The sequence below is a fragment of the Tardiphaga sp. 813_E8_N1_3 genome, from assembly GCF_051811025.1.
In the GTDB taxonomy this organism is placed as follows: Bacteria; Pseudomonadota; Alphaproteobacteria; order Rhizobiales; family Xanthobacteraceae; genus Tardiphaga.
Genome location: NZ_JBPWQE010000001.1, coordinates 3,966,956 through 3,991,851 on the forward strand (window position 1 = coordinate 3,966,956; position 24,896 = coordinate 3,991,851).

23 protein-coding genes are annotated in these 24,896 nt (G+C 58.1%); 9 read left to right on the forward strand and 14 right to left on the reverse strand.

Going from position 1 to position 24,896, the window contains the following annotated elements; all coding sequences use genetic code 11:
* Positions 1-62 precede the first annotated feature (62 nt).
* Both AB8A33_RS18755 and AB8A33_RS18760 read right to left on the reverse strand, forming a co-directional pair.
* Positions 63-668, reverse strand: a complete 606-nt coding sequence (locus tag AB8A33_RS18755; RefSeq protein ID WP_439094107.1) for a dTDP-4-dehydrorhamnose 3,5-epimerase family protein — start codon at positions 666-668, stop codon at positions 63-65.
* A gap of 107 nt (positions 669-775) precedes the next feature.
* Entirely contained in the window at positions 776-949 is a 174-nt protein-coding gene (locus AB8A33_RS18760) for a hypothetical protein (RefSeq protein ID WP_439094108.1), read from the reverse strand.
* A gap of 331 nt (positions 950-1,280) precedes the next feature.
* On the opposite strand from AB8A33_RS18760, the gene AB8A33_RS18765 reads away from it, so the two are divergent.
* Positions 1,281-2,765 carry a glutamate-1-semialdehyde 2,1-aminomutase gene (locus tag AB8A33_RS18765; protein ID WP_439094109.1) on the forward strand — a complete coding sequence of 495 codons (1,485 nt, stop codon included), beginning with the start codon at positions 1,281-1,283 and terminating at the stop codon, positions 2,763-2,765.
* A 692-nt stretch (positions 2,766-3,457) separates the two neighbouring features.
* Here the strand turns inward: AB8A33_RS18765 and AB8A33_RS18770 are convergent.
* Together AB8A33_RS18770 and AB8A33_RS18775 are read right to left on the reverse strand one after the other, a co-directional pair.
* On the reverse strand, positions 3,458-4,924 hold the full coding sequence (locus AB8A33_RS18770; RefSeq protein ID WP_439094110.1) for an undecaprenyl-phosphate glucose phosphotransferase: 1,467 nt from the start codon (positions 4,922-4,924) through the stop codon (positions 3,458-3,460).
* Between the two features lie 45 nt (positions 4,925-4,969).
* Complete coding sequence (locus tag AB8A33_RS18775; RefSeq protein WP_439094111.1) at positions 4,970-5,566, reverse strand: Crp/Fnr family transcriptional regulator; 597 nt, start codon at positions 5,564-5,566, stop codon at positions 4,970-4,972.
* Between the two features lie 516 nt (positions 5,567-6,082).
* On the opposite strand from AB8A33_RS18775, the gene AB8A33_RS18780 reads away from it, so the two are divergent.
* Positions 6,083-7,348: a lipopolysaccharide biosynthesis protein gene (locus tag AB8A33_RS18780; protein ID WP_439094112.1), complete on the forward strand. Its 1,266-nt coding sequence runs from the start codon at positions 6,083-6,085 to the stop codon at positions 7,346-7,348.
* A 33-nt stretch (positions 7,349-7,381) separates the two neighbouring features.
* On the opposite strand, the gene AB8A33_RS18785 is transcribed toward AB8A33_RS18780, so the two are convergent.
* The 4 genes from AB8A33_RS18785 to AB8A33_RS18800 form a co-directional block, all read right to left on the reverse strand.
* Complete coding sequence (locus AB8A33_RS18785) at positions 7,382-8,104, reverse strand: LuxR C-terminal-related transcriptional regulator (protein ID WP_439094113.1); 723 nt, start codon at positions 8,102-8,104, stop codon at positions 7,382-7,384.
* Positions 8,105-8,410: 306 nt separating this feature from the next.
* The gene (locus AB8A33_RS18790) at positions 8,411-9,469 is read right to left on the reverse strand and encodes an SDR family oxidoreductase (RefSeq protein ID WP_439094114.1); all 1,059 of its coding nucleotides are present in this window, start codon (positions 9,467-9,469) and stop codon (positions 8,411-8,413) included.
* A gap of 10 nt (positions 9,470-9,479) precedes the next feature.
* Positions 9,480-10,328, reverse strand: a complete 849-nt coding sequence (rfbF, locus tag AB8A33_RS18795) for a glucose-1-phosphate cytidylyltransferase (RefSeq protein ID WP_439094115.1) — start codon at positions 10,326-10,328, stop codon at positions 9,480-9,482.
* Between the two features lie 1,304 nt (positions 10,329-11,632).
* Positions 11,633-11,758: a hypothetical protein gene (locus tag AB8A33_RS18800; protein WP_439094116.1), complete on the reverse strand. Its 126-nt coding sequence runs from the start codon at positions 11,756-11,758 to the stop codon at positions 11,633-11,635.
* A 47-nt stretch (positions 11,759-11,805) separates the two neighbouring features.
* Between AB8A33_RS18800 and AB8A33_RS18805 the strand changes: the two genes are divergently transcribed.
* Positions 11,806-12,069: a PepSY domain-containing protein gene (locus AB8A33_RS18805; protein WP_439094117.1), complete on the forward strand. Its 264-nt coding sequence runs from the start codon at positions 11,806-11,808 to the stop codon at positions 12,067-12,069.
* A gap of 26 nt (positions 12,070-12,095) precedes the next feature.
* Here the strand turns inward: AB8A33_RS18805 and AB8A33_RS18810 are convergent, their stop codons facing one another.
* Positions 12,096-12,752: a hypothetical protein gene (locus AB8A33_RS18810; protein ID WP_439094118.1), complete on the reverse strand. Its 657-nt coding sequence runs from the start codon at positions 12,750-12,752 to the stop codon at positions 12,096-12,098.
* 92 nt (positions 12,753-12,844) lie between these two features.
* Here AB8A33_RS18810 and AB8A33_RS18815 point away from each other — a divergent pair, with 92 nt between their 5' ends.
* The 3 genes from AB8A33_RS18815 (at position 12,845) to AB8A33_RS18825 (ending at position 15,133) form a co-directional block, all read left to right on the forward strand.
* Positions 12,845-14,173, forward strand: a complete 1,329-nt coding sequence (locus tag AB8A33_RS18815) for an amidohydrolase family protein (RefSeq protein ID WP_439095975.1) — start codon at positions 12,845-12,847, stop codon at positions 14,171-14,173.
* Between the two features lie 4 nt (positions 14,174-14,177).
* Positions 14,178-14,585 (forward strand): DUF4864 domain-containing protein, encoded by a 408-nt coding sequence (locus tag AB8A33_RS18820; RefSeq protein ID WP_439094119.1) that lies wholly within the window; start codon positions 14,178-14,180, stop codon positions 14,583-14,585.
* 170 nt (positions 14,586-14,755) lie between these two features.
* Entirely contained in the window at positions 14,756-15,133 is a 378-nt protein-coding gene (locus AB8A33_RS18825; RefSeq protein WP_439094120.1) for a hypothetical protein, read from the forward strand.
* On the opposite strand, the gene AB8A33_RS18830 is transcribed toward AB8A33_RS18825, so the two are convergent.
* A complete protein-coding gene (locus AB8A33_RS18830) occupies positions 15,130-16,350 on the reverse strand; it encodes an MFS transporter (RefSeq protein ID WP_439095976.1) in 1,221 nt (406 codons plus the stop codon). The two genes, AB8A33_RS18825 and AB8A33_RS18830, sit on opposite strands and share 4 nt — an antisense overlap.
* A 242-nt stretch (positions 16,351-16,592) precedes the next feature.
* Between AB8A33_RS18830 and flhA the strand changes: the two genes are divergently transcribed.
* Together flhA and AB8A33_RS18840 are read left to right on the forward strand one after the other, a co-directional pair.
* Positions 16,593-18,830, forward strand: coding sequence for a flagellar biosynthesis protein FlhA (gene flhA / locus AB8A33_RS18835; RefSeq protein WP_439094121.1), 2,238 nt, complete (start codon positions 16,593-16,595; stop codon positions 18,828-18,830).
* 329 nt (positions 18,831-19,159) lie between these two features.
* Complete coding sequence (locus AB8A33_RS18840) at positions 19,160-19,366, forward strand: hypothetical protein (RefSeq protein WP_068737106.1); 207 nt, start codon at positions 19,160-19,162, stop codon at positions 19,364-19,366.
* 943 nt (positions 19,367-20,309) lie between these two features.
* Here AB8A33_RS18840 and AB8A33_RS18845 read toward each other — a convergent pair.
* From AB8A33_RS18845 to fliI, 4 genes are all read right to left on the reverse strand, one after another.
* On the reverse strand, positions 20,310-21,191 hold the full coding sequence (locus tag AB8A33_RS18845) for an anti-sigma factor (protein ID WP_439095977.1): 882 nt from the start codon (positions 21,189-21,191) through the stop codon (positions 20,310-20,312).
* Positions 21,191-21,739 (reverse strand): sigma-70 family RNA polymerase sigma factor, encoded by a 549-nt coding sequence (locus tag AB8A33_RS18850; RefSeq protein WP_068737110.1) that lies wholly within the window; start codon positions 21,737-21,739, stop codon positions 21,191-21,193. The genes AB8A33_RS18845 and AB8A33_RS18850 overlap by 1 nt, the downstream gene beginning before the upstream one ends.
* Before the next feature lie 199 nt (positions 21,740-21,938).
* Positions 21,939-22,358 carry a flagellar export protein FliJ gene (gene fliJ / locus AB8A33_RS18855; protein WP_068737112.1) on the reverse strand — a complete coding sequence of 140 codons (420 nt, stop codon included), beginning with the start codon at positions 22,356-22,358 and terminating at the stop codon, positions 21,939-21,941.
* Between the two features lie 109 nt (positions 22,359-22,467).
* Positions 22,468-23,793, reverse strand: coding sequence for a flagellar protein export ATPase FliI (gene fliI / locus AB8A33_RS18860; RefSeq protein ID WP_439094122.1), 1,326 nt, complete (start codon positions 23,791-23,793; stop codon positions 22,468-22,470).
* Positions 23,794-24,165: 372 nt separating this feature from the next.
* Between fliI and ctrA the strand changes: the two genes are divergently transcribed.
* Positions 24,166-24,867 (forward strand): response regulator transcription factor CtrA, encoded by a 702-nt coding sequence (ctrA, locus tag AB8A33_RS18865; protein ID WP_068737116.1) that lies wholly within the window; start codon positions 24,166-24,168, stop codon positions 24,865-24,867.
* Positions 24,868-24,896 lie beyond the last annotated feature (29 nt).

Here is a 24,896-nt window from a genome sequence, read left to right on the forward strand (position 1 = left end):
CTTTATTTGACGGATGGGATTGCGGATTGGCGCGGCGCCTTGCGGCAATCGTTTGTTCGATGTTAGTCGGCCATCGGAATGAGACTGTGCGCCGGTTCGCTGCTCGCGGGCGTGGACATGCGCGCCCGCATTTCCGCTTCGCGGCCTTTGAGAGGCGCCCAGGCCTCGTCCCGCTCGGAGATTACCGAAACAGCCGGCCAGCTGATGCCGAGGAGCGGATCCTGATATCCGATGCCTCCCTCGCCGCCGGCCATGTGAGACGTACTCATGAAGTAAAGAAGCTCGGTGTCATCAGCCAAGGTGATGAAACCATGCGCGAATCGCTTCGGAATATAAAGGCCGCGACCGTTTTCGGCGGAAAGCTTGACGGAAACATGCCTCAAGTAGGTATTGGATTCAGGACGAAGATCCACGATAACGTCCAAAACAGCGCCCCTGACGCAGCGAACATATTTCTCTTCTGCGTATGGCGGGTATTGGAAATGCAGTCCTCTTAGCGTTCCTGCCTTACAGTTGTAACTCAGGTTCGCTTGCCGGATCGAGGTTTCCAGCCCAGGAGCGGAGAGCTCTTCAACACAGAACACACGCGAGAAATATCCACGTCTGTCCTCGTGTCGCTCGACGTCAATGACGAAAGCGCCTGCCAGATCTGTCTCGGTAAGGATCATTTAGGCCTGCGAACAAAGTAGTTTCATACCCGCCTGGAGCGCCAAACGACAGCTACATGCGCGTCACAATCTCTGCGTAGTGGCGCAACGCACGGATGACCAACATTCTATAGAATGGCAAATTGGATAGCCGTAACGCATGCCCGGCCCAGCACATAGATCCAGGCGATGGTTGCCCCGGCTGCCAGCAGGACTACCGCCTTCGGCCAATCGAGCCTCCGGCGCTCGCCCTTCGAGATCACGGTATCAGCCAAGATATTTTGTGAGTTCAGCTTATCCATAGCGGCGTCATCCACATCTGATCGTCGTGAGCAGCATGGATGTTAACTCTCCCCACTCGCTTGAACATGACAATGCTCAATAGTCGAGGACCGTCGTGGCCGCGCGTCCAACGCCGCAGCGCGAGTATCGGTCCGCCTCCGCAGGGGAATCCCCTTCCGGCCCGGCTTAAGCGGGTCTCGTACCGTATTGCGCTCGTCCGGTCAGCGATCGCGCGTTAATTTCGTCAAAAACGTGTTCGGACTTGACGACGCGCAAGTTTCCTACCCGTTTCGGCTGCGACAAATTATCATTGCACACTTTTGTATTGTTGCGTCGATAGAGGTTACCTTCATGGCCGACAGCATTTTTGAGAATGGAGTTTCATCCACTGACGCGTCCGTTCGCGAGCAATTGCGGATCCGAGCGCATGCGGCAATCCCCGGCGGAGCCCACACTTATGCAAAGGGTGACGACCAGTTCCCAGTCTCAGCCCCAGCCTTCGTTGCTAAGGGACTGGGCTGCCATGTGTGGGATACTGAGGGTACGGAATTCATCGAATATGGCATGGGGCTTCGCTCCGTCGGATTGGGGCATGCCTTCCCCCCCGTTATTGAAGCTGCGGCGGCTGAGTTACGACATGGGTCGAATTTTACCCGGCCGTCGCCACTCGAAGTCGAATGTGCGGAAAGCCTTCTGGAGGTCATTCCAGGCGCCGAGATGGTAAAATTCACCAAGGACGGATCTACGGCGACCACGGCTGCAATCCGGCTCGCGCGGGCTTACACAGGGCGGGACATTGTTGCGCTCTGCTCCGACCATCCTTTCTACTCCTATGATGACTGGGCGATCGGCACGTCGCAGATGGCCGCCGGCATTCCCGAAGAGATCAAAGACCTCACATTGACGTTTCGCTACAATGATCTGGCATCGGTGGCAGTGCTGTTTGCGCTCTATCCGGGCAAGATCGCCGCCATCATTCTAGAGGCCGAAAGGGATGTTGCGCCTACCGAAGGCTTCTTGGAGGGAATTCGCCAGCTCTGCACGAGCAACGGAACGCTCCTCATCCTAGATGAGATGATCACGGGATTTCGATGGCCGACACGTACGGCGCAGAACTTCTACAAGGTAACGCCGGATTTGAGCACTTTCGGCAAAGCCCTTGGAAATGGCTTTGCCATTTCAGCGCTGGCGGGCAAGCGTGAGATTATGATGCAGGGCGGTCGCGATCACGACAAAGAACGCGTCTTTTTGCTGTCCACGACACATGGCGCTGAAACGCATGCACTTGCCGCCGCGCTCGCTGTGATGGAAGTCTATCGTGAAGAAGCCGTGATTGAGACATTGGAACGTCAAGGCGATCGATTGAAAGCCGGCGTGGATGCCGCGGCGGCACGCCATGGCTTGAGCCAGTTATTCAAGCTGGCCGGGCGCCCGTCCAATCTCGTGTACAGTTGCTGTGATGGAGACGGGATACCGTCGCAGCCATACCGCACCTTGTTCTTGCAAGAACTTTGCCGCCACGGAATTATCGCGCCTTCGCTGGTGACGAGCTATTCCCATTCCGACGACGATATCGATCAAACGATCGATGCAGTTGATCAAGCGCTCCACGTGTATCGCAAAGCGCTAGAAGACGGAATTGACACATATCTGATCGGTCGGCCCGTCCGCCCCGTGTTCAATCGATATGGCGATAGAACAAGCAGCGGGGCAACCGCGCCAGCCGGCGCTCAGATCACGAAGACGCTGCTTAGACCCCGACGCAAACCACGAGCCTCCAATACTGCAGCCGGAAATCGGCGCAACTCGCGCTATGCTGAATCCACGATAGGATAAAATCGAAACTTACAGATTGCCCCGTGAGGCGTTCGAGACATCGTCGCCCGACCGACTACCGATCCCACAGAAGGTCGTCCGCGACCTCTGCAACTCCCTTTGCAACACAAGTGCCGCCCACGCCAAATGCGCGATAAGCCAAACTGCGAAGATGTGCTGTATCAAAGACATAGTTTGCAGATCCGCTTAAGGGGAGCAAAGACATCGTGGATCGACCACCACGGCCGCGCTGGCGGCGTACCACATACGTCGACAGTCCACATCACGCAGATAGCATAAGACATGAAAATGGCAGATTTCTGCGTGATTCGACAGATTTAGATGGTAGTTGGTGGTAGGAGATCGACATTCTTTCCTTCGTCGCGGCTTTTCAGCAGCGCGATGTCTCCATTTGGATCATCCCCGCCACAGTATCCGTGATGACCTTGTGCACAGAAGCGCATTGACGCCCTATAGCTGAACGAGACTTTGCCCCGATAGCGCAATGACAATCGCGCTTACGCTCAATGCGGCTCGCACAGCAGCGCTCATCAAATGACGGGGGTGCCCGCAATCTCGCTTCGGTGCTAAGGTGCCCGACATCCCAGCGACGCGGTCGGCAAGTAAAACTTGCGGCTTCTCCGAACTGGCCGTCAGCAGGCGTCGCGTTCTGAGGTTTCACTGCCGCCCGTGCAACAAGCTTCACCAACACATCAATAAACGTTGTCAGTCTTCAACACCCGAAAGACCGTCAAAACCAGGATGCGAAGATCCAGCCAGATCGACCACGATTCGATATACCACAGGTCGCTTTCGACCCTCTTCTTCATCATGCCGATCTCTGGAGTTTCGCCTCTGAATCCATTGACCTGAGCCCAGCCTGTAATTCCTGGCTTGATCTTGTGCCGCATGGCATAGGTTGCAATGAGCTGATCGTATTCAGAATCGTGTGCCAATGCATGCGGCCGAGGCCCCACGAGCGACATCTCCCCGCGAAGTACGTTGAATAGCTGCGGTATCTCATCAATGCTGAGCTTTCGTAGCAGCGCTCCCAGCCGCGTAATGCGATGATCATTCCTCTTGGCCTGAACAATGACCGGCCCGTCGTCTCGCGTGTTCATCGTCCTGAACTTATAGATCTTGAACGGCTTTCCGTTGAAGCCCGCCCGCTGCTGCAGAAATAACGATCGGCCCGGCGACTCCAGGCGTATTGCGATGCTGATAATCGCAAACATTGGCAGCAGGACAATGAGCCCCAATGCGGCCAACAGCTGGTCCATGGATCGTTTCATTGTCCGCTGCATGGCACTCAGGGGCGCACGCTGCAGCTGCAGGGCCTTTGTCGGGCCAAAATCGAACAGCGGGCGATCCAGCAGGCGAGCTGTCCTTTGATCCGAAACGAGTTTGATTGGAATCGGGAGAACACGCAGCTCGTTTTCGACTTGCCCGACCGCATCGAGAAATGCCCAGGGCATTGCAATCACGACCTCGTCCACCCCGGTTTGGCGGACATAGCGAACGAGCTCGCGCATGCGTTCCTTGAGGATGGCGGGATCGAGCAATTGGCCGGGCCCCATTGGAAGCGATACGATTTTGCAGACCGAGTAGCCATATAACTCAAGCTTACTCAGCGTTGCGTTACCGACGAGCTCCTCCTCCAGACCGACCAAAACGATCCGGTTCGGCCGGATAAGCTTCGAGCGGATGACATAGGAACATAGTTCCGCGACGATGACTCTCAACACGGAAGAAACAACAAGGCCGCTTGCAAAGAAAAGTAAAACCCAGCCACGAGAGAAGGTCGAGCCGCTCTTGAGCAAGAAAACGAGAGCCGCGAGAGATGCAAATACGGCCAACCATGTCAGTGCGGATCTGCCAACCTGCCACCGACCTCGCAGCAGATTGGACGCTTGATACAGCTTCGAAACATGAGCAATAGCGGAATACAGAATGGCGACAGCCATTCCCGAGCCCAGATTGTTTTCTACGCTGCTATAGCCAGCGACGGCGGTAGCATCGTAAATGATGCCCGTCGCGACGGAAAGGATTGTAATCCATATCAGGTCAAGCGTCGCTACGAGCGGGGAAATCACTGACAAGGAGGACGGTACGCCGAACTCGTGCTGACCGTGCGGTCGCTCCAGTCTCGCCGCCGCCTTACGATCGCCCACCGGATCCATTGAATCTGCTCCTACCAAATCTTGAGAGCTTCACCACACTATCCGCTATCTCTGCGACCTTGCGCTGGCGACCTTCATCAACCCATTTTGATTGATGAAGCGAATGGTCTTTCGGCTGGGCAGATCAATTAGCTCTTTCGTCTTGAAATCAGCGAGTGCCCGACAGACAGTCTCAATTGATGTTCCGACATGATCGGCGATATCGGCCCGAGATAGTTGCAGCCGAAGCGCCTTTGGACGCTTCGGGTCCTCGCGCAAATGAGGTTGAATGCGAAGCAGAAGCCAGGCAATCCGGGCGACGCAGGTTCGCTGGCTCATCGTCAGTACAAGAGAGAGTGTTTCCGACAGAACTTGATGAGTCCCGCATGGCTCGCCCTGATGACAAACGCGAGCAACGGTGGTGCGAATGACTCGGCAGTCCGTGACTGCTTCAGCTGTGAATTCTTGGCACGCCTGCTGGGTGGGCATGACAACATCGCCTGGCCAATAAAAGGCAAGGATTTGCCGGTTGCCGTCGGGGAGCAGACGCACTGCCCGCACGACGCCTTCGATGATTTCGATCTTCTGGTTTTGTTGCTCTCCCTCCCAGAACAGGGCTCTGCCCCGCGGAACAATCGTCGGAGTGGGAGTACGATCCAGCATTATCTTGCTGGGCAGCACAGTAAGACCAATCGGCGTACGTGTGCAGGACGGCTTTAGGGAAACCATGTCTAGCGGCATTGGTCCAACCCTCAACGTTAAAGCGTGCGTTGAAGGTGGCATGCAGACAACTTTAAGAAAATTCAGGCTCGTGCGCTAAGTTTTCTATGGTTCCAACTTGGCCTGATGGTCTAGACCGAATGTCGGGAAAACTATACTGCGCTTAGCTGGCGCACATTTTTGGTTATGATAGCGCCTATAATATTGGCGTATTGCCGCCGAGCGCAGCATTCTACGTATTTACTATCACGCACGGAATATGCGCGATTCACGCATCGATGTCATCTTCGAATTCTGTGACGACCGTCAATTATGCACTGACCTTTTATGATTGAATGCGGACTTCACAGATGGCCCCATCGAGTGGTTCACGCTGCTTTTTGAGGTCATCCAGAAGCGTGACCGGGTGAAGCGGCATATCGCTTGAGAGTGAAGCCCTTTCACCAATCGAAAGAGCGCATGCCATTGGTCAGAACGGGGCTTCTTGCCACCTCAGTCGCTATCCTCGGGATGCGGGTAACCATCTTGGCATGCAAGTTTGGACTCGCCATCTTTGTCGGCCGCTATCTTGATCTTTCATCGCTAGGGGTCTTTGGACTCTGCGCCGGCGTTGTCGCCGTGGGACCGAGCCTAATCGGAATGGGCATGGTCCACCTCATCGTGCGAGATGCAGTTACGCTGCCGCTCGCTGAATTGACCGACCTGCTGCGGCACTACTGGTCCTTTGTCACCATCGTTTACGCCCTGGCGCTGGCGATTTCCTTTCCGGTCACGCACTTTCTGAACGGATCGAGCATATGGTCGCTGGTCATTGCGATTACGCTGCTAGAGCACTTCGGCAACGACGTTTTCCAGTTACTATCAAATTTGCAAAAGCCCCTTCTGGCCAACATAAGCGCCTTCATTCGCGGGGCCCTCTGGGTCTTGGTCTATACCCCACTGGCCATCTGGTATCCGGAACTCAGATCCATGACCGCGTTGCTGTGCTTCTGGCTCGCCGGCAGTATCGTGGCCTTGGCTCTGTTCTTCTGGACAACCAGACTGTGGCCGTGGACAGCAACCTCGCTGACGGCGATCGACCCACAACGAATTTTCTCCACGATCAGGAAAGGTTTCGTCATTTACCTGAGCGATCTCGGCTTTGTTGCAAGCCAGTATATCGATCGCTATCTGGTTTCGTTTTTCCTCGGGCTGGAGCTAACCGGCATTTACTTTCTCTATTGGTCGGCCGCAAACGCCGTGAGCACCTTCGTGAGCATTGCCGTCCTGCAGGTACAGCGCCCCATACTGATCAAGGCACACCATCATGGCGGCGATTCAGAACACCAGAAGCTGCTGATGCCGTTTCTAGTCACGACATTGCTCTCGACAATCGCATTGGGTGCAGCGACCGGATTGGCGTTCTATCTCGTCTTGCCGTGCTTGAAGCAACCAGCCATCGGAAACTTCTTGTCGGCCTTCTGGCTTATCATGGCGGGAATGGCAGTGCGCAACGTGGCAGATTTTGGAGCTATGGCGTTGTTTACGGCTCGCCGAGATGGCGTTATGACGCTCACCAATCTCGCATCGGTTACTGGGCTGATTGTCGTCCAGTCACTCTGTCTTCCGCTCATAGGGCTTTATGGCGCGGGGACCGCTATGATCATCACGTTTGGGGCGATCACAATCTGGCGCGGCGCGTTGCTGTATGAACCCACGCCGGGCAAGTCGCCAGCGCTGGGATAGCTGCAGGTTACCCGGGATCAACGACAGCAACCTCTATGCCGGAAATCTCATACGTGATCGGCCGCCATTCATACCCATCCCTTCGATCATGAAACGAGTGCTGGAAGCGCGGCTAGTAGTACGTTCTTTCGGTCCAACAATCTTTGCGGCCATGAACGCCGCCTCGGTTCTATTGCGAGCGCCAAGCGCCCGAAGAAGTGCAGCTGTATGAATTTTGCTCGTGCCCTCGGCGATGCTCAGCTCACGTGCAATCTCTTTGTTCGACATTCCCTGCGCCAGCAACGGCAGCACGTCGTGCTGGCGACGCGTCAAACGAAGTTTGTCAACATCGACCGTCATCGTACGCTGACTGCCAACGCTGCCATGATCGCCATCTGCGAGCCATCGTGGAACATAGATGCGTCCAGTGAGCAGGTCGCTGATAGCCGTCAGCAACTCTTCGTCGGATTGTAGCTTGTAAACAAATCCGTGAAACCCAGCCGAGAGGCAACCAAATACGTCAGCGCGGGTATTTGACGTCGACATGATTGCAACGCGCGTTGCTGGTCTTCGCTCGTAAACCTGCGCGAGCACCTCAAGCGAAAGGTCGTTGAGGCTTGCTCGGTCCATCAGGATCAAGTCGAAACAATCATCCGCTTCGAAAACCTCGAGGCGAGACACCTCGATTACTCTGGAGTGTGGCAGTCTTGCCTCAACAACGTCCTTGAGGCCGGCTCGATAGACGCTGTGCTGGTCGACCACTAAGATTACTGACACGACACCAACCCCTGGTATGCGTAATCCAATGTGTTTATGCGGTGATAATTCTGCTTCGGGCGCCCTCTACCGCCGCTCAATTTAATATTCCGCAATGCAACAAGAATACCTACGAACGCCCCCTTGTCAACTCATTGAATCAAATGGAACTTTTCGACGACCCGTATGAATCTAGGTACGCACGCGTAAATTATGCACTCGCGATATCGACAATCGCGCACTCGGCTGGATTGTAGTACCTTTATTCTACTCGGCACGAGGGTGCACACATGCAGACTGCGCGGAAACGTCGCGGTTAGTTGGCAGTCATTCCGCCGCGACTGCAGGGAACATGTCCTTCATTGGCGTCCAACGAAGCCGCGGATCCAATTGTTCTGTATCCCGCAGATGCCGGAGTTCAGCCAATCGCGTAAAGGGCGCCGCATTGAAAACTTTCTCGTCAAGCTGAATGCGCTCAAAGACGCTTTTTAGCTGCAGTGCTCCCAATCGCGCATCCCATTTGCAGCAAAAGCTTGGCAGATGCTGTTTTATCTTTGCGAACGAAACGCGGTAACTACGATCGTCTGCGCCAGCAGGCCCAAAGGTCAATATGGAGCCGGCGAATATCTCGTTGACGATATTCGCAATATCGCGGACCGCATAGTTCTGCGTTTCGTCGCCGACATTGAAGGCCTCGCCCCACACCGCTTCGCGGGGTGCTTCCAATGCGCATACAATCGCTTGGCAAATATCATCGATATGCACCAACGGTCGTAAAGGCGACCCATCACTCATGACACGCACTGTTCCAGAGGTGTATGCGAAGCCGGACAAGTTGTTCAAGACCAGATCAAAACGTTGCCGTGGCGAAGCGCCGAATGCCGTGGCGTTGCGAAGAAACACTGGCGTGAAGCGCGAATCGGCCATTGCCCTTACGTCGCGCTCAACTAGAACTTTGCATTTGGCATAAGCAGTGCGCGGATCGACCGATGACGTCTCGGTCTTCATCTCATCGCCGGACGCGCCATAGATGCTACATGATGACGCGTAGACAAATCGTTGAACGCCGGCATCCTTACATTTCCTTGCGAAGGCGACCGAGCCTTCGTGATTGATCTCCATGGTCATGCCAGGGTCATTCTCGCCGAGAGGATCGTTCGAAAGCTCGGCAAGATGCACAACTGCGTCAATTCCAGTAAGATCAGTCGTCGTTAGTTGACGAGTGTCCTTCGAAATGACCATTGGCCGTGTGCAACCATCATCAAACAACCAGCCCCGGCGATAAAGGCCTGTGTCGATGCCAACTGCATCATGACCGCTGCTGAGAATCTTTGGCCCAAGTACCGCGCCAATATAGCCATCAGCTCCTGTATATAACACACGCATAATTTCGCCCTCACTTAACAGTCTGACCGGAAAATGCCGGATCAGACATACGCGAAATATTGGACCTCGGACCCGTGGATATCTGATCCCAGACACACCACGGAGGGTTTCCTGTATCCCACAACTCCTGCAGAACGGCCTTGTCGCGCAGAGTGTCCATATTTTGCCAGTAGCCGTGATGTCGATAGACCGCGAGCTGATCTCGATCGATGAGCTGAGCCAACGGTTCGTTCTCCCAGCTCGTGCTGTCACCATCAATCACGTCAAGCGCCTCGGGCTCGACGACAAAAAAGCCTCCATTGATCACCTGTCCGTCTCGCGCATCTTTTTCGCGGAAGTGGGCCGCGCGTGGACGCTCCGACGACAAATTAATCGCACCGAAGCGGCCGGGCTGCTGAACGGCTGTTACCGTCGCGAGCGCTCCTTGCTCGTGGTGGAACTTGACGAGCTCCTGCACATTCACGTCGCTCACGCCATCGCCGTAGGTGAGACAGAACGTCGAGTTTCCGATATAGTCCTTCACGCGCTTCAATCGCCCGCCTGTCATGGTCTTCTCGCCGGTATCGACGAGCGTGACCTTCCACGGCTCGCTTGTGTTGCGATGAATTTCGATATCATTGCGTTGCAGGTCGACGGTGAGATCACCCTGGTGCGGCAGATAGTTCAGAAAGTAATCCTTGATCACCGAGCCCTTGTAGCCGCAGCAGATCACAAATTCGTTCAGACCATGATGCGAGTAGAGCTTCATGATGTGCCAGAGTATTGGACGTCCGCCGATTTCGACCAAAGGCTTGGGAACGACCGACGTATGCTCGCTGAGGCGCGTGCCATAGCCGCCTGCAAGGATCACCACCTTCATTATTCTCTCCTGTCCTTTGGTCGCCATCGTCTGATTTCACACACCGGATACCGTCCGGCGTGCAGATGACCTTATTGGCAGGATAGGCAGCATCACCCGGTGCGAGTTGACAGCCGTCAAATCTGAGTTTTCATTGAGCAATGACTTTTGCGCCAACGTTCTACTTATAAAGTACCTGCGCGATTTTGATTGAGGGCCACCGATATGGTCGCCCATGCGCGACCATTGCGATTACGTTGAGATCTCTGCGAGAGTCGATTGGCCAACTACGCGCTGATGAGTCAGAAACGAGATGAATCCGGAGCTTCTGCTTCTTCTCATGGCTTTTACCGCACTGTGTCTGACGTTGCTGACTGCCTATTCCAGTCGCGAAGACGTATTATCTGGCCGCTTCACTTCACCTCCACCCGAGGGCGAGCTCAACCGTCGAGACGATTCATCGCTCACTTGATGTGACACCAGACCCACCAGATTGCCTCGGTCGCGCGGCCTTGAACCTAGCGTCAGGATTGGAACGTTGAGAAGCTCCCACAGAGCTGTTTAAAGATATTAGTCCTTCGAACATCTACTCTAGATTAGGCACATCCTCGTCTGCCACAACTAGCCCTAGAGCGCGCGGATTGTCGATCAACTCCATTGCCGCCGACGTAGCGACGTAATTGCCCCATCAGATCCAGCATCTCCTTGTCGACCGCGCTTGGCTGCGTCGCCTGCTCAGCTTTACGACGGCGCCGTTGCTCCATGGACCACTTCGATATCATGAGGCCCCTATCGTTCTGCCGAGCGCCACAAATGCGTGTGCACCCACCTACCCTTGAATGCATTACGCAGCGCTTCTGCATCTCGATGATGGGTGAAGCAGAAAACAGCCCATCTCCTACGTTCATGCATCACGCTGACGCCAAGCATACGCAGCGACAATTTCTCCCGTGAACAGAAACTTGTCGCGCCGATGCAAGTCTCGTCATCGTCAGGAATAGCGATTTGAAACGGCCAATTGCCGTAGGTCTCGGCCATGGCGCGCAAGACAAGGCCGCGATCGAGGACCGCCGCCGGCTCTAAAAGCTAGGGTTTTAACCGATGCCGCTTGACGGAAAGCTTTTCTAATCTGACGTTATAGCCGATGGCCTACACTCAGGAGGTATGGATGACTGAAATCCCTCACCGCCGGTCATTCCTTCGTTTAGCGGGCAACGTGATAGCGCTCGCCGCGGTCGGTGCCGCAAGCGTTCGCTTCGTTGATACTACAGAGGCGATGCCTGTCGCACCCGTCATGGGAGCCACTGAAAAACGGGCTGGTCTCATCACGCCGGTGCAATGGGGACCGCCGCACGGACCCGGCTGGCGAAGACGTTCCCGGCGCGGGCGCCGCTGGGTGTGTTGGTGGCACCGCGGGCGTCGTCGTTGCGGATGGCGATGGTAGCTTTCATTCGCCCGTATTTTCGATTGGGCTCCAAGAAAACATGAGAGGTTTAGAATGAACAGATTAGCTGCATTCGCTCTCTGCGGCTCGGTGCTGATGGGCACCTTCACCATGGCGCGAGCTGACCAGCCTAGGCCAGACTGGATGCCAATGGAGCAAGTGATCGCAAAGGTCCTGCAGTCTGGCTACTCGTTGGTTTCCAAGCTCGAGGCCGACGATGGCCGATGGGAGGGTGAAGGCATCAAGAACGGTAAAAAAATGGACTTTCACGCCGATCCCAAGACTGGCGTGATCATCTTTGAGAAACTTGATGACTAGCTTGTGCGGCCGGGGTTAAGGCGAAGCTACTTCTTCGCTTTCGCCTTCTTCCTTGCAGCTTTCAGCGCACTGCTTTGCGCGCGGAATGCTTCAGCCAAATTGTGCATCTGCTCAGCATGCTCGGTGTCTTCCGAGCGGTGCGCTACAGCCTCGGCTTTCTCAGCTTGCTTCTTCAACGACTTCGTGGGCTTCATGCCGATTTTATACCGCATGGCGCGAGATTGTTCTACTCCGCCGAGGTGAGGCCCTCCCCATAGGCTGAGATGATCACGACCTTCAGGGCGGCGTGCAGTTGCTTCGAGGCATTCCGGCACCCATTGCGTATTACCGGCTCTGTGGCACGATGAAACAAATTTCCGCAGTCGGTTTGTGTGCAAATGATCTTTGAACCAATTCGATTGATGCCTGAGGCGCCCGGGCAAACCCCGGCGAAGAACCGCACGATCTTTTCTCTCCTGGCGGCGATCAGATGGGTCCAGCGTTACGTAGACAGCGAAGCCAAGACAACGCCGCGGTGGGCGAAGCTGATCGCCGTTCTGAATGACGCGACTGTCGGGAAAATTGAACCGCCCGAAGTTCGAAACGCGCTTCACTTCGCTTTGATGGCTGAGGGGTGGGCGATGCCAGACGAGCTTGAGGAACCAGATATATTCACATCTGGCCGAGCAGATACCCCGTAGCACGAGCCGGATCGCAGATCGACCAGTGGCGGTGCCACCTTCAAGTGGACGCCTACATCTGTCATAGTGCAGGCTTCACTGCTCGGAGAACGCTCATGTTGTTCCCTGTAGGTAGTCGACGGCTCGCAGCAATTCTCACGCTGACATTTTGCACCGGCGCGAGCGCCGGCGATGTGCTCTTCGAAAATGTTCGAATCTTCGACGGAAAGAACGCCACTCTCTCCGCTCCGTCACATGTGCTCGTCAAGGGCAACGTCATCGAGCGTATTTCTACAGCACCGATAGCAGCCGCAGACGCTCAGCGTGTTGCAGGAAACGGGCTTACGCTGATGCCCGGCCTGATCGACAATCATTGGCACGCGATGTTGATACGGGTGACGCCGGCACAGGCTTTCGGTGACGTCGGCTACAACAATCTGCTGGCCGGCAACGAAGCGACTGACACTCTGATGCGCGGCTTCACCACGGTTCGCGATGTTGGCGGGCCGGTGTTCGGCCTCAAGCGTGCCATCGACGAGGGCATCGTCAAGGGCCCGCGCATCTATCCGTCCGGCGCCATGATCACTGTCACGAGCGGGCATGGGGATTTCCGTCAGCTAACCGATCTACCACGCACAATTGGCGGCATGCTCACCCGCATGGAGCAGGTCGGTGGTGCCATCGTCGCGGATAGCCCTGACGAGGTGCGTGTGCGCTCGCGCGAACAGCTGATGCAGGGCGCCTCCCAGATCAAGTTGACGGCAGGCGGCGGCGTGTCGTCACCCTTCAGTCCGGTCGACGTAACCACTTTCACCGAGCCCGAGCTACGCGCTGCCGTTGAAGCGGCCGAGAATTGGGGCACATATGTCGCCGCGCACGCCTTTACTCCGGCGGCGATCCAGAGAGCCGTTGCCGCTGGCGTGAAGTGCATCGAACACGGCATGCTGATGGATGAGGCGACCGCCAGGCTGCTTGCCGAGAAGGACATCTGGTTGAGCTTGCAGCCCCTCCCCGAGGACCTAAGGCTTGGCTTTCCGGTGGGTTCAGTCCAGAGAGCCAAGGCGGATGAGGTCTGGCCCGGCATAGCCAGGTCCTACGAGTTTGCCAGGAAGTACAAGATCAAGACGGCGTGGGGCACCGACGTACTGTTCTCTCGCGCGCTGGCGCAGCAACAGGGCGCAATTCTGGCCTCTCTCACGCGGTGGTACACCCCCGCCGAAGCCCTGGTCATGGCGACATCGACAAACGCCGAACTGCTGGCACTGTCCGGCAAGCGCAATCCCTATCCCGGCAAGCTCGGCGTCGTGGAACAGGGCGCGCTCGCGGATTTACTGCTGGTCGACGGCAATCCGCTGGACAACATCAACCTGATTGCCGATCCCGCGAGCAATTTCAAAATCATCATGAAGGACGGCGTCATCTACAAGAACACTTTGAGCAAGTGAGCCTATGCGCAGCCTCCTCTTTTTGATCGCTACAATGATCGGCCTCGCGTCGCCTGTCCGTGCTACGGACGATGTCGCGGCGGCACAGAAGATCATCAGCTCCCAAGCCGATGCGCTGGCGCGCGACGACGCTGTGACTGCCTATGGGTTCGCGGCCCCCGGCATCCAGAGCATTTTCACCGATCCCGACAGCTTCATGGACATGGTGCGCAACGCCTATGCGCCCATCTATCGTCATCGTAGCTTCGAATTCACCGAGAGTAATACGTCCGATGGCACCATCGAGCAGAAAGTCCATATCGTCGATACCGATGGCGTGCCATGGGATGCGCTCTATACGCTGGAACCGCAACCAGACGGCAGCCTGAAGATCAGCGGCTGCATGCTGCTGAAAGTCGGCGAGGCTGTGTGACACTTCACAGCGGCATTCACATTCGCACCGCTCGTCATCTATAGTATGTCCTGCACTTCTCTCGTCCTGCGGTTACTTCCCGGGTGAATTTGTTGCGATACCTGTCCCTCAGAACACTGCCTGCTGTTGTCCTGAGCAGCCTGCTGGCATACGGGGTGTCGACAGTCGCGATGGCCGACGCACGTCGTCTGTCCCTGATGCCCGATCCGCGCGGCGAGTTCATTCGGCTCTGCGCGCCCTTCATGGTATCGCGCTATGCGCATCCCGAAGCGATCTGCGACTGCGTCCGCACCGCGCTGATCAGCGAGATCGGCGATCGCGATATTCTCGACGCCATTCTGTACGGGGTCACTGAGCGTGGCGTGCCGATGCTGAACCAGAACTGGCTGCCGCCGGAAAAACGTCCCCTGATCGGACACACCATGACGGCGATTGCCGAGCCAACGCTGGATTGCATGTTCGGCAACGGCCCGGCGAAGCGTTCGCTGGAAGCCGTGCCGATCGATGGACTTCCGGCGATGCCGCCAGTGCAGGATCTGACGCCTTAAGCGACCGATGCGCCCGGCGCGAAAGCCGTGCGGCGCCGCGCGCGCAACATCAGCGCGGTGATGATGGTGACGTTGAGCGCATTCCAGGCGAGGCCATTCATGAACGCTGCCGCGTAGGAGCCCGTGGCATCGAAGATGACGCCGGACATCCAGCCGCCAAGTGACATGCCACCCACCGTGCCCAGGATAACGATACCGACACGCGTCGCGGCCTGCGAGGCCGGCATCACCTCGCGGATGATAATGGCATAGGCCGGCACCAGACCGCCCTGGAACAGGCCGAACATCGCCGAGATGATGTAGAGCGAGGCCAGGCTGTCGAAGAACAGATAGAACAGCAGCGCAAACCCCTGCAGCAACGAGCCAATCAACAGTGTGCGAATGCCGCCGATACGATCGGCCAGAAAACCTGAGCCGACACGGCTGACAATGCCGCATGCCAGCATCAGCGACAGCATCTCGGCACCGCGCGTCACGCCGTAGCCGAGATCCCCGCAATAGGCGACGATGTGGACCTGCGGCATCGCCATGGCGACACAGCAGCCAATGCCGGCCACGAAGAGAAGCGTCGTCAGCGTGTTGTTGCTGAGATGGAGATCGACCTTGGGCGGCGGCGCATTGACGTGACTACGTCGTGTGACCGTGCCCATCTGCGCACGCAGAACCGCGAGCATCAGCAGCATCAGGACGGTTGTAACGACCCCGACACTGATATGCGTCGACCGCCAGCCAAAAGTCAGAATGCCCCAGCTGACAATCGGCGGCCAGAGCGTGCCGCCGATATAGCTGCCGGTGGCGGCGACGGTCACAGCGATACCACGCCGGCGCTCGAACCAGTGCGACGCCTCCGCCATCAGCGGCCCGAAGGTCGCCGACGAGCCTGCCCCGATCACCACATGCAGAAGATTGAATTGCCAGAGCGCCGTAGACTGCGACGCAATGAGATAGCCGATGCCCATCAGAACGGCGGCAAGCGCAATCGTGGCCACGATGCCAAACCGGTCCGTGAGCTTGCCGGCGACCACGCCGCCGACACCGAAGCCGACCATGGTCAGGGTAAAGGCCAGCGACGCCGCGCCGCGGCTGGCCGCGAAATCAGCCTGCACGGCCGGGAGCGCCACCACCACCGACCACATACCGACTGACCCGAGCGAGCCGATGATCAAGGCAAGCGACAGCCTGATCCAGGCCTGACGGGAGTCAGGCAGGAACGGCATCGAATCTGAAGTGGGGGCCGCGATGGTCACGGCGGCAACATCCTCGGCGTGTGCCCACGGGTCAAGCGATATGCCGAAGGATTAGGCATGCAGAAACAGGGCAACAGACCGTTTTGGCCAAAACTGGCTCCGGGCTTGTGGCAAAGCCGCGCAGTAACGGCTCGTTAACCCTTTGCTAACCATACACACGGCAAAAATTGCCGAGTGGAGTCGCGTCTCGTCAGCTGACCGGGGGAATGCCCGTGGATGCCAGTGCGGTGCCTCACTTGCGGATCGGCGGCCCTTCGGCCGCTGCGCAGACGTTCGGCAGTCGCGAGCGACATTCGCGCGGGGAAGCGGCATCGATGACGGATTTGATCGCGGGTCAGGGTCTGGGCGCACCCAAGAGCGGCGGTTTCGACTTCGCCAGCATCAAGACGAACGTCTTGCGCGGCGATATTGGCCTGGCATTTGGCGTTCTGATCATCCTTGTCGTCCTGATCATGCCGCTGCCAGCGATCGTGATGGATCTGTTCCTCGCGATCTCGATCACCATGTCGGTGCTGATCCTGATGACGGCACTGTTCACCCAGACGCCGCTGGAATTCTCGTCGTTCCCGACCGTGCTGCTGATCTCGACCATGTTGCGGCTGTCGCTGAACCTCGCATCGACCCGCCTGATCCTGTCGCATGGTCACGAAGGCACCGCCGCCGCCGGCCACGTCATTGAGGCGTTCGGCAACTTCGTGATGGGTGGCAACTTCGTCATCGGCATCGTCGTGTTCGCGATCCTGGTGATCGTGAACTTCATCGTCATCACCAAGGGTTCGGGCCGTATCGCCGAAGTCGCAGCGCGCTTCCAGCTGGACTCGATGCCCGGCAAGCAGATGGCGATCGACGCCGATCTCTCCGCCGGCCTGATCGACGAGGCCACCGCCAAGGCGCGCCGCAAGGACCTTGAAGACGAAAGTGGCTTCTTCGGCGCCATGGACGGTGCTTCCAAGTTCGTCCGCGGCGATGCCATTGCCGGTTTGCTCATCACTGCCATCAACGTCATCGGCGGGATCATCATCGGCGTCGCGCAGCAGGGCCTGTCGTTCTCGGAAGCCGGCCGCACCTATACGCTGCTGACCGTCGGCGACGGCCTGGTCACCCAGGTTCCGGCGCTGATCGTCTCGACCGCCGCGGGCCTGCTCGTTTCGAAGGCGGGCATCACCGGCGCCGCCGACAAGACGCTGATCAAGCAATTCTCCGGCTATCCGCAGGCGCTGGGCATGTCGGCCGGCGTCATGCTGACGCTGGCACTGCTGCCGGGCATTCCGATGCTGCCGTTCCTCGCACTCGGCGGCGGCGCAGCCTACCTCGCGGTCACCGCCAACAAGCGCAACAAGGTCGCCCGCGCCGAAGTCGCGCATCAGGCTGCAGCGCCAGCTGCCGCCGCAGCAGCACAAGCCGCCGCCGCGGACGAGCCGATCTCCGCGTCGCTGAAGATCGACGATCTCAAGATCGAACTCGGCTACGCGCTGCTGCCGCTGGTCAATGGACCGGACGGCACCGATCGCCTCACCGAGCAGATCAAGGCACTGCGCAAGTCGCTTGCCGTCGAGATGGGTTTCGTGATGCCGTCGGTCCGAATTCTGGACAACGTGCAGCTCGAGGCCAACACCTACATCATCAAGATCAAGGAAGTGGATGCCGGTACCGGCCGCATCTGGCCAAACCAGTTCATGGTCATGGATCCCGGTGGCAATCAGGTCAACGTCCCGGGCATTCACACCACCGAGCCGACCTTCGGCCTGCCCGCGACCTGGGTCGATGCCGGCCTGAAGGAAGAAGCCTCGCTGAAGGGCTACACCGTGGTCGATGCCGCCACGGTCTTGTCGACGCATCTGACAGAGCTGCTGAAGGGCAATATGTCGGATCTCCTGTCCTATGGCGAAGTGCAGAAGCTGCTAAAGGACCTGCCAAAGGAACAGGGCGAACTGGTCAAGGATATCGTCCCGTCGCTCATCACCGTATCGGGCATCCAGCGCGTGCTGCAATTGCTGCTCACCGAACGTATTTCGGTGCGCGATCTCTCGACCATCCTCGAAGGCATTGCCGACGCCCTCGCCTTCTCGCGCAACCCGTCGACCATCGTCGAGCATGTACGTGCGCGCCTCGCGCGACAGATCTGCGCGCAGAACACTTCCTACAACGGCTACCTGCCGTTGATCGCACTGTCGGCGCAGTGGGAGCAGGCCTTCGCGGAATCGATCATCGGCACCGGCGAAGAACGGAGTCTCGCGATGCAGCCGTCGAAGCTGTCGGAGTTCATGACCACTGTGCGCGATCGTTTCGAACAGGCCGCGCGTGAAGGCGAAGCGCCGGTGCTGGTCACCTCGGCCTCGATCCGGCCGTTCGTGCGCTCGCTGGTGGAACGGTTCCGCTCGCAAACAACGGTGCTGTCCCAGGCGGAAATCCACCCCCGCGCCCGCCTAAAGACCGTCGGAAGCGTCTGATTCGGCGGCAAGAGGCTAGCAACCCTGCCCGAAACCGATGTAAATTCGTCACAGACAAGAGATTTGCCAGAATGTCGCATCCCAGAGCCATTTCGGAGCGACGACGCGAATCACACATAACACTCTGATAATAAATAATAACTCGTGAATTTCAGGGCCAAGCCGGGTGCTTCAATCGCGCCGGATCACGTCTTATCACTGCCTTGTGATCGACTATTTGGAACGGAACGGCCCGACACCACGTTTCCTATGCGTGATCAGTTGAACCTGCCGACGCGGACACGACACAAACGGTCGTAGGCAGAGTAAGACGGCAGGGAGCGTTTCCAATGAACCACTCGATTTACAGCGCGGATCGCATGACCCACCTCAAGGTGGTGATCGTTGCACTGGTCGCCGGTATCTTCGTGGCAGGCTTCGGAATCTCGGCCCGCATGAATGCTGACGAAGGCTACAGCCAGACCGCCAGCGCTCGTGTGATCAAAGCAGGCCAGCCGGTTGCTGTAACCACTTCGAATGCCAGCATGGTCCGCTAAGGAATTCAAGAATTCGCGTGGCGATGTCCCCCAAGGTCGTCAGGTGAATACATAGAAGCTCCACTTCCCCCCGAGTGGACTTCTGAATGGAAAACGCCCGCTCCCCACGGGCGTTTTTCTTTTGTGGGGTAGCTAGGCGCCGGTGCTCGAAAGTAGCCCGAAGCTCGTTTGGCGCAGTCGCACGTGATGCGGGCCGACACAGGGCGCACGATCAACCTTTCTGTTTCGGAATTTCAAACAGCCACGCTCTCGCAGTCTCGCGGCGCTTGCGCGTCCGAGGTGTGAGCAGTCCCCCTCGAAACATGAGGGGTGGCAACGCGCCGTGAGGCGCAAAGGGTGGTTTCTGTCGCGATCCGCTCCACCGGAACGCCGGCAAGCTGCAACCGCGCAACGCCTCACGGCGCGCCACCGCGGCGATTTCTGTCCCTGGGGCCGTGCTTCCTGGGACGTGGCCTCTGCAGGTTTCCCCGCTTTGGCCTGTCCCAGTCCAGCCGTTTCCGGCAGAGCCCCGTAATGGGCCCGGACGGCTACCCAGGGCCTCCCGAGTGCGCGAGGGAACGTCTCCCTCATGCCCGCAGGCGCCGCAATCCCAACTCCACCTCGAGACGCCTCTAGAAGCGCCCCTCGCGAACCGGATGAGGGGAGGATAATCCTTATAGGTATCTTGTCAAGAAAAGATAGGAAAAAATGTTTGAGCTCTACCCTCTCAATTGTCATTCCGGGGCGCGCTCTTGCGCGAACCCGGAATCCATAACCACGATCGCGCGTATGGATTCCGGGCCTGCCCCAGCCGGCTACGCCGGCCGGGCGCGTCCCGGAATGACAATTGAGAGGTTCGCATTACAGCGATTGCGCCGCTTTCATGCGCCCTCAGGCAAACCAATTGGTTTGCCGGGGAATGACCAACATTGGGACCAATGCCGGATGACGGAGAGCTAAACAATCATCGCGCCGGTGGCACCGTCTCGATCAGCTTGCCGGTGAAGACGATCGGGCCCGTGGCGAGCCCGGTCGGCGAACCGCCTTCCGGCTCGACGGTCACAGCATAGGTGGCCTGATTGACGACGTCGGGATCATAGGCAGCGAGTGCAGCACGCGATGTGAATTCGTTGCTGCCGATCACGCCGAGCGAACGCGGGCGCTGCAGCTTGTCGGACACAATCCAGAGCTCGTAGCTTTTGCCGGCCTGCGGTTCGGCGCCAACCTTGCGCACTGTAAAGTTTTTGGTCGCCGCATCGACAGTGAGGATGAATGCGGGTGACGCAGCGTCGGTCTGCAGCAAGGCGACGTATTGCGACTGAGCTACAGCGGGCGGCGCGACCGGCGCTGGCGCCTGCACCACCTGCTGCGCTGCCTTCGGGCGTAAACCTGCCGGCAGCAATTCGGGGCGATAGGCCTGCACTGCAATCAGCGCAACAAGCATGGCGGCAATCGCGGTCATGCCGGTGGCAACACCGCGCCAGCGTTTTGCCTGGACCGAGAAATCAATCACGTTCGAACGATCGGGCGTCGAAGGATCGATCGCAGGCTGCTCCGCAACGGCCGCCGCTGCAGCGACAGGCTGCGGCGCTTCCGGATGCACGATCGCTTCTTGCGTACCGACCAGACCGATCGCAACGCGGATTTTCTCCCAGACTTCAGGACGCGGCTCGACAAGGCCGACCATCTGATTCAAAACGCCGAGCTTGCGCTCCCACGCCTCGACCACAGCGGCAAAATCCTTGTCGACGGACATCATGGTCTCGACCTGCACGCGCTCTTCGGCACTGAGCGTGCCAAGCGCATATTCCGCGGCAAGCGCGATATGGTCTTCGCTATAGGCCATCATGTCAGTCCCAGACACTCCCGGATGTCCATCATACTGCGGCGCAGCCACGTCTTCACTGTATTGACCGGCGCTTCGAACTTCGTCGCGAGTTGTTCGCGGCTCCAACCATTGTAGTAAGCAAGCAGCACCAGTTTCTGGCGGTCCGGCTCAAGCCGGCCCACGCACTCCAACAAGCGCTTCAATTCTTCGGTCATTTCCTGACGCGCGAGCGGGTCAGGTGTATCGGCTGCCACTTCCATTGCAGCCGGCTCTTCCTCGATAGACGTTTCGCTTCTCTTGCGAACTACATCGATGGCCCGATTACGAGCGATCGACGCCATCCACGTGATCGGCGAGGCAACACCGGGATTGAATTGCCCGGCGCTGTTCCAGATCTTGACATAGGTCTCCTGGATGACTTCCTCGGCGAGATCCTGTCTGCGCAAGATACGGAGCACGACACCAAAGAGTTTCGCGCGCGTTGCTGCATAGAGTCGCTCGAAGGCGACTTCATCCCCTTTGGCAACTGCGGCAAGAAGCCAGACCAGTTCAGCCGGCGTCAGCATTACGTCTCCCCAACCTCAATATACCTTTCGCCTTACGGAGGTGCCGCCCGGCGGTATTCCCTGTCGTAACATAGATTATAGCAAGCGGGCCATGTCGCTGTTTATGCTGTGGATAGACTACAAACAGCAAACCCGGACCTCGCGGCCCGGGCTTGATGACTTCAATCTTGGAGGCTCGTTGGCTCGCCGCTTCTGCGGATCAGGCCACTGCGCCGATGCGGGCACGCATCAGGCCAATGCTGTCGAGGTCGGCCTGTTCGCGTGCGTTCTCTTCGTCGCGTGCACGGGCCTGGTCGCGCTCGTCGAGCAGTTCGACCTTCTTGAGTTCTTCGAAAGCTTCACTCAGCAATGCCTTCGCGTCCTCGAGCTGCACGCGCAGCTCATCGGCTGAGCGCGTCAGATTCTCGCGACGCTGGATCGCGGCCTTGGCGTAGGTCGGATAGGCAAAGTGAGTAGGATCTTGAATACCGGCGCGATCCTGCTCGGTCTGGATCTCGCGCTCGAGATCGACCGACATGCGCTGGAAATCCGCGATCATGCCTTCGATCTGATTGACCCGTCGGCGCTTCTCATCGACCTGGAACTTTTTCAGGCGGATCAGGGTGTCACGTGACTTCATCGACTCATACTCCCCAGAAGTCCCAGTCTCAACGCGGGACACAACCGGCCGACCGCAAGGGGCAGGCCGGCCGAAACTCGTCTCTGAGGGTCATGATGGCCTGACAAAGTTAGCGTTCCGTTTCCAAACTACCAACGATCTGTTGCAGTTGCTGATAACCCTGAGCCAGCCCGCAGACTTCGTCCTTCCGTTGCCGCAAGAATGCCTCAAGCGGCTCATGCAGCCGGATCGCCTCGTCCACTTCCGGGCTGGAACCGGCGCGATAGGCACCGAGCCGGATCAGCTCTTCCATATCCGAATAGGTGGCCATGATCTGCCGAGCCCGCGTGATCGTCGGCAAATAGGCTGGATCGCAGGACCGCGGCATGGTTCGCGACACCGACTTCAGGATATTGATAGCAGGATAGCGGCCGCGCTCGGCGATACCGCGTTGCATCACGATATGGCCATCGAGAATGCCGCGCACCGCGTCAGCAACGGGTTCGTTGTGATCGTCGCCGTCTACCAGCACCGTGAAGATACCGGTGATCGAGCCTTCGTCCGTGCCCGGCCCTGCCCGCTCCAGCAGCTTCGGCAGTTCGGTGAACACCGTCGGCGTATAGCCTTTAGCGGTCGGCGGCTCACCGACGGACAGACCGATCTCGCGCTGCGCCATGGCGAAACGCGTGACCGAGTCCATCATGCACATGACGTCCTTGCCCTCGTCGCGGAAAAACTCCGAGATCGACAGCGTCAGATAGGCCGCCTGCCGCCGCATCAGCGCCGGCTCGTCCGAGGTCGCCACGACTACGACGGCGCGTGCGAGACCTTCTTCGCCCAAGTCCTCCTGCAAGAACTCCTGCACTTCACGACCACGTTCGCCGATCAGACCGATGACCGAGACGTCGGCATCGACATTGCGCGCCAGCATGGACAGCAGCACCGACTTGCCGACGCCGGAGCCCGCAAAGATGCCCATGCGCTGGCCGCGGCAGCAGGTAAGGAAAGTGTTAAGCGAGCGCACGCCTAGATCGAGCGGCGCGCCGACGCGGTTGCGGGAATGGGCGGGCGGCGGGGACGCGCGATACGGCATCGGTGCCGGGCCCTGTTGCAACGGACCCTTGCCGTCGATCGGCTCACCCATGGCATTCACGACGCGGCCGAGCCAGGCGATCGAGGGCCGCACCTGGCTGGCAGCATTGGCGATCACCGCGCGGCAGCCGCGACGTACGCCTTCCAGTCCGGCGAAGGGCATCACCACGGCGTTGTCGCCACTGAAACCGATCACCTCGGCGGGGATGGAACGGCTTGTGCCGGTCTCGATGGTAATCCGGGCACCGACCGACATCGCGTGGATCGGCCCGGCCACCTCAACCATTAACCCGCGAACACCGACCACCCGGCCGTAAATATTGACGCCATCGAGGTCAGTAATCTGTTCCGCAAGGGCTTTCATTGCAAAACCCTTAAGTTTCGCTTCATTGCCGGCTCGGCCTTAACCCCGTGTTTACCCGCATCGTTAATCATTACGTCACTGTCTTGGATGACTGAGAGCATTCGCGCCATCAGAATGAAGGGGCGAGTCGATGGAGTCGATTAAGTCCGGCTCTTAATGTGGAGCTTGAACGGGTACGGGTACAAAAAGAGTCTTTGCTGCAATATCTTATGGCGATTCGACAAAAATTGCACGATTAGAGCTTGCGCTGAAGAATCAGGTTTTGTTAACCATATCCAGTCAGGATCCGAATCAGTTGTTCGTAGGCGTTTTTTGGTGCCGCAAGTATGGCGGCCGACCTGACGCCCGGAGCGGCGACTAAAGGGGACTGGCATGCGCGTTTTGCTAATTGAAGATGATAGCGCCGTTGCGCAGTCGATTGAGCTGATGCTCAAATCCGAGAGCTTCAACGTCTATACGACGGACCTCGGAGAAGAGGGCGTCGATCTCGGCAAGCTCTACGACTACGATATTATCCTGCTCGATCTCAATCTGCCGGACATGTCCGGTTACGATGTGCTCAAGCAGCTGCGGGTGTCCAAGATCAAGACCCCGATCCTCATTCTCTCGGGCCTCGCCGGCATCGAAGACAAGGTCAAGGGTCTCGGCGTCGGTGCCGACGACTACATGACCAAGCCGTTCCACAAGGACGAGCTGGTTGCCCGCATTCATGCGATCGTGCGCCGCTCCAAGGGCCATGCCCAGTCGGTCATCCAGACCGGCGACCTGGTGGTCAATCTCGATACCAAGACGGTGGAAGTCGGCGGTCAGCGCGTCCATCTGACGGGCAAGGAATACCAGATGCTGGAGCTGCTTTCGCTCCGCAAGGGTACGACCCTCACCAAGGAAATGTTCCTCAACCACCTCTATGGTGGCATGGACGAGCCCGAACTGAAGATCATCGACGTCTTCATCTGCAAGCTGCGCAAGAAGCTGGCGAATGCTTCCGAAGGCCGCAACTTCATCGAAACCGTCTGGGGCCGTGGCTATGTGCTCCGCGAGCCGCACGAAGAAGAGATCCGCATCCCGGCTTGAGTTTCAAGCCGGCTTAAGCGTCACTCCCC

Coding starts and splice junctions, on each gene's coding strand:
- AB8A33_RS18755 (WP_439094107.1), bottom strand. CDS start 668: ATGATCCTTACCGAGACAGATCTGGCAGGCGCTTTCGTCATTGACGTC.
- AB8A33_RS18760 (WP_439094108.1), bottom strand. CDS start 949: ATGGATAAGCTGAACTCACAAAATATCTTGGCTGATACCGTGATCTCG.
- AB8A33_RS18765 (WP_439094109.1), top strand. CDS start 1,281: ATGGCCGACAGCATTTTTGAGAATGGAGTTTCATCCACTGACGCGTCC.
- AB8A33_RS18770 (WP_439094110.1), bottom strand. CDS start 4,924: ATGGATCCGGTGGGCGATCGTAAGGCGGCGGCGAGACTGGAGCGACCG.
- AB8A33_RS18775 (WP_439094111.1), bottom strand. CDS start 5,566: ATGCTGGATCGTACTCCCACTCCGACGATTGTTCCGCGGGGCAGAGCC.
- AB8A33_RS18780 (WP_439094112.1), top strand. CDS start 6,083: ATGCCATTGGTCAGAACGGGGCTTCTTGCCACCTCAGTCGCTATCCTC.
- AB8A33_RS18790 (WP_439094114.1), bottom strand. CDS start 9,469: ATGCGTGTGTTATATACAGGAGCTGATGGCTATATTGGCGCGGTACTT.
- rfbF (WP_439094115.1), bottom strand. CDS start 10,328: ATGAAGGTGGTGATCCTTGCAGGCGGCTATGGCACGCGCCTCAGCGAG.
- AB8A33_RS18800 (WP_439094116.1), bottom strand. CDS start 11,758: ATGAAAGCTACCATCGCCATCCGCAACGACGACGCCCGCGGTGCCACC.
- AB8A33_RS18805 (WP_439094117.1), top strand. CDS start 11,806: ATGAACAGATTAGCTGCATTCGCTCTCTGCGGCTCGGTGCTGATGGGC.
- AB8A33_RS18815 (WP_439095975.1), top strand. CDS start 12,845: ATGTTGTTCCCTGTAGGTAGTCGACGGCTCGCAGCAATTCTCACGCTG.
- AB8A33_RS18820 (WP_439094119.1), top strand. CDS start 14,178: ATGCGCAGCCTCCTCTTTTTGATCGCTACAATGATCGGCCTCGCGTCG.
- AB8A33_RS18825 (WP_439094120.1), top strand. CDS start 14,756: ATGGCCGACGCACGTCGTCTGTCCCTGATGCCCGATCCGCGCGGCGAG.
- AB8A33_RS18830 (WP_439095976.1), bottom strand. CDS start 16,350: ATGCCGTTCCTGCCTGACTCCCGTCAGGCCTGGATCAGGCTGTCGCTT.
- AB8A33_RS18840 (WP_068737106.1), top strand. CDS start 19,160: ATGAACCACTCGATTTACAGCGCGGATCGCATGACCCACCTCAAGGTG.
- AB8A33_RS18845 (WP_439095977.1), bottom strand. CDS start 21,191: ATGGCCTATAGCGAAGACCATATCGCGCTTGCCGCGGAATATGCGCTT.
- AB8A33_RS18850 (WP_068737110.1), bottom strand. CDS start 21,739: ATGCTGACGCCGGCTGAACTGGTCTGGCTTCTTGCCGCAGTTGCCAAA.
- fliJ (WP_068737112.1), bottom strand. CDS start 22,358: ATGAAGTCACGTGACACCCTGATCCGCCTGAAAAAGTTCCAGGTCGAT.
- fliI (WP_439094122.1), bottom strand. CDS start 23,793: ATGAAAGCCCTTGCGGAACAGATTACTGACCTCGATGGCGTCAATATT.
- ctrA (WP_068737116.1), top strand. CDS start 24,166: ATGCGCGTTTTGCTAATTGAAGATGATAGCGCCGTTGCGCAGTCGATT.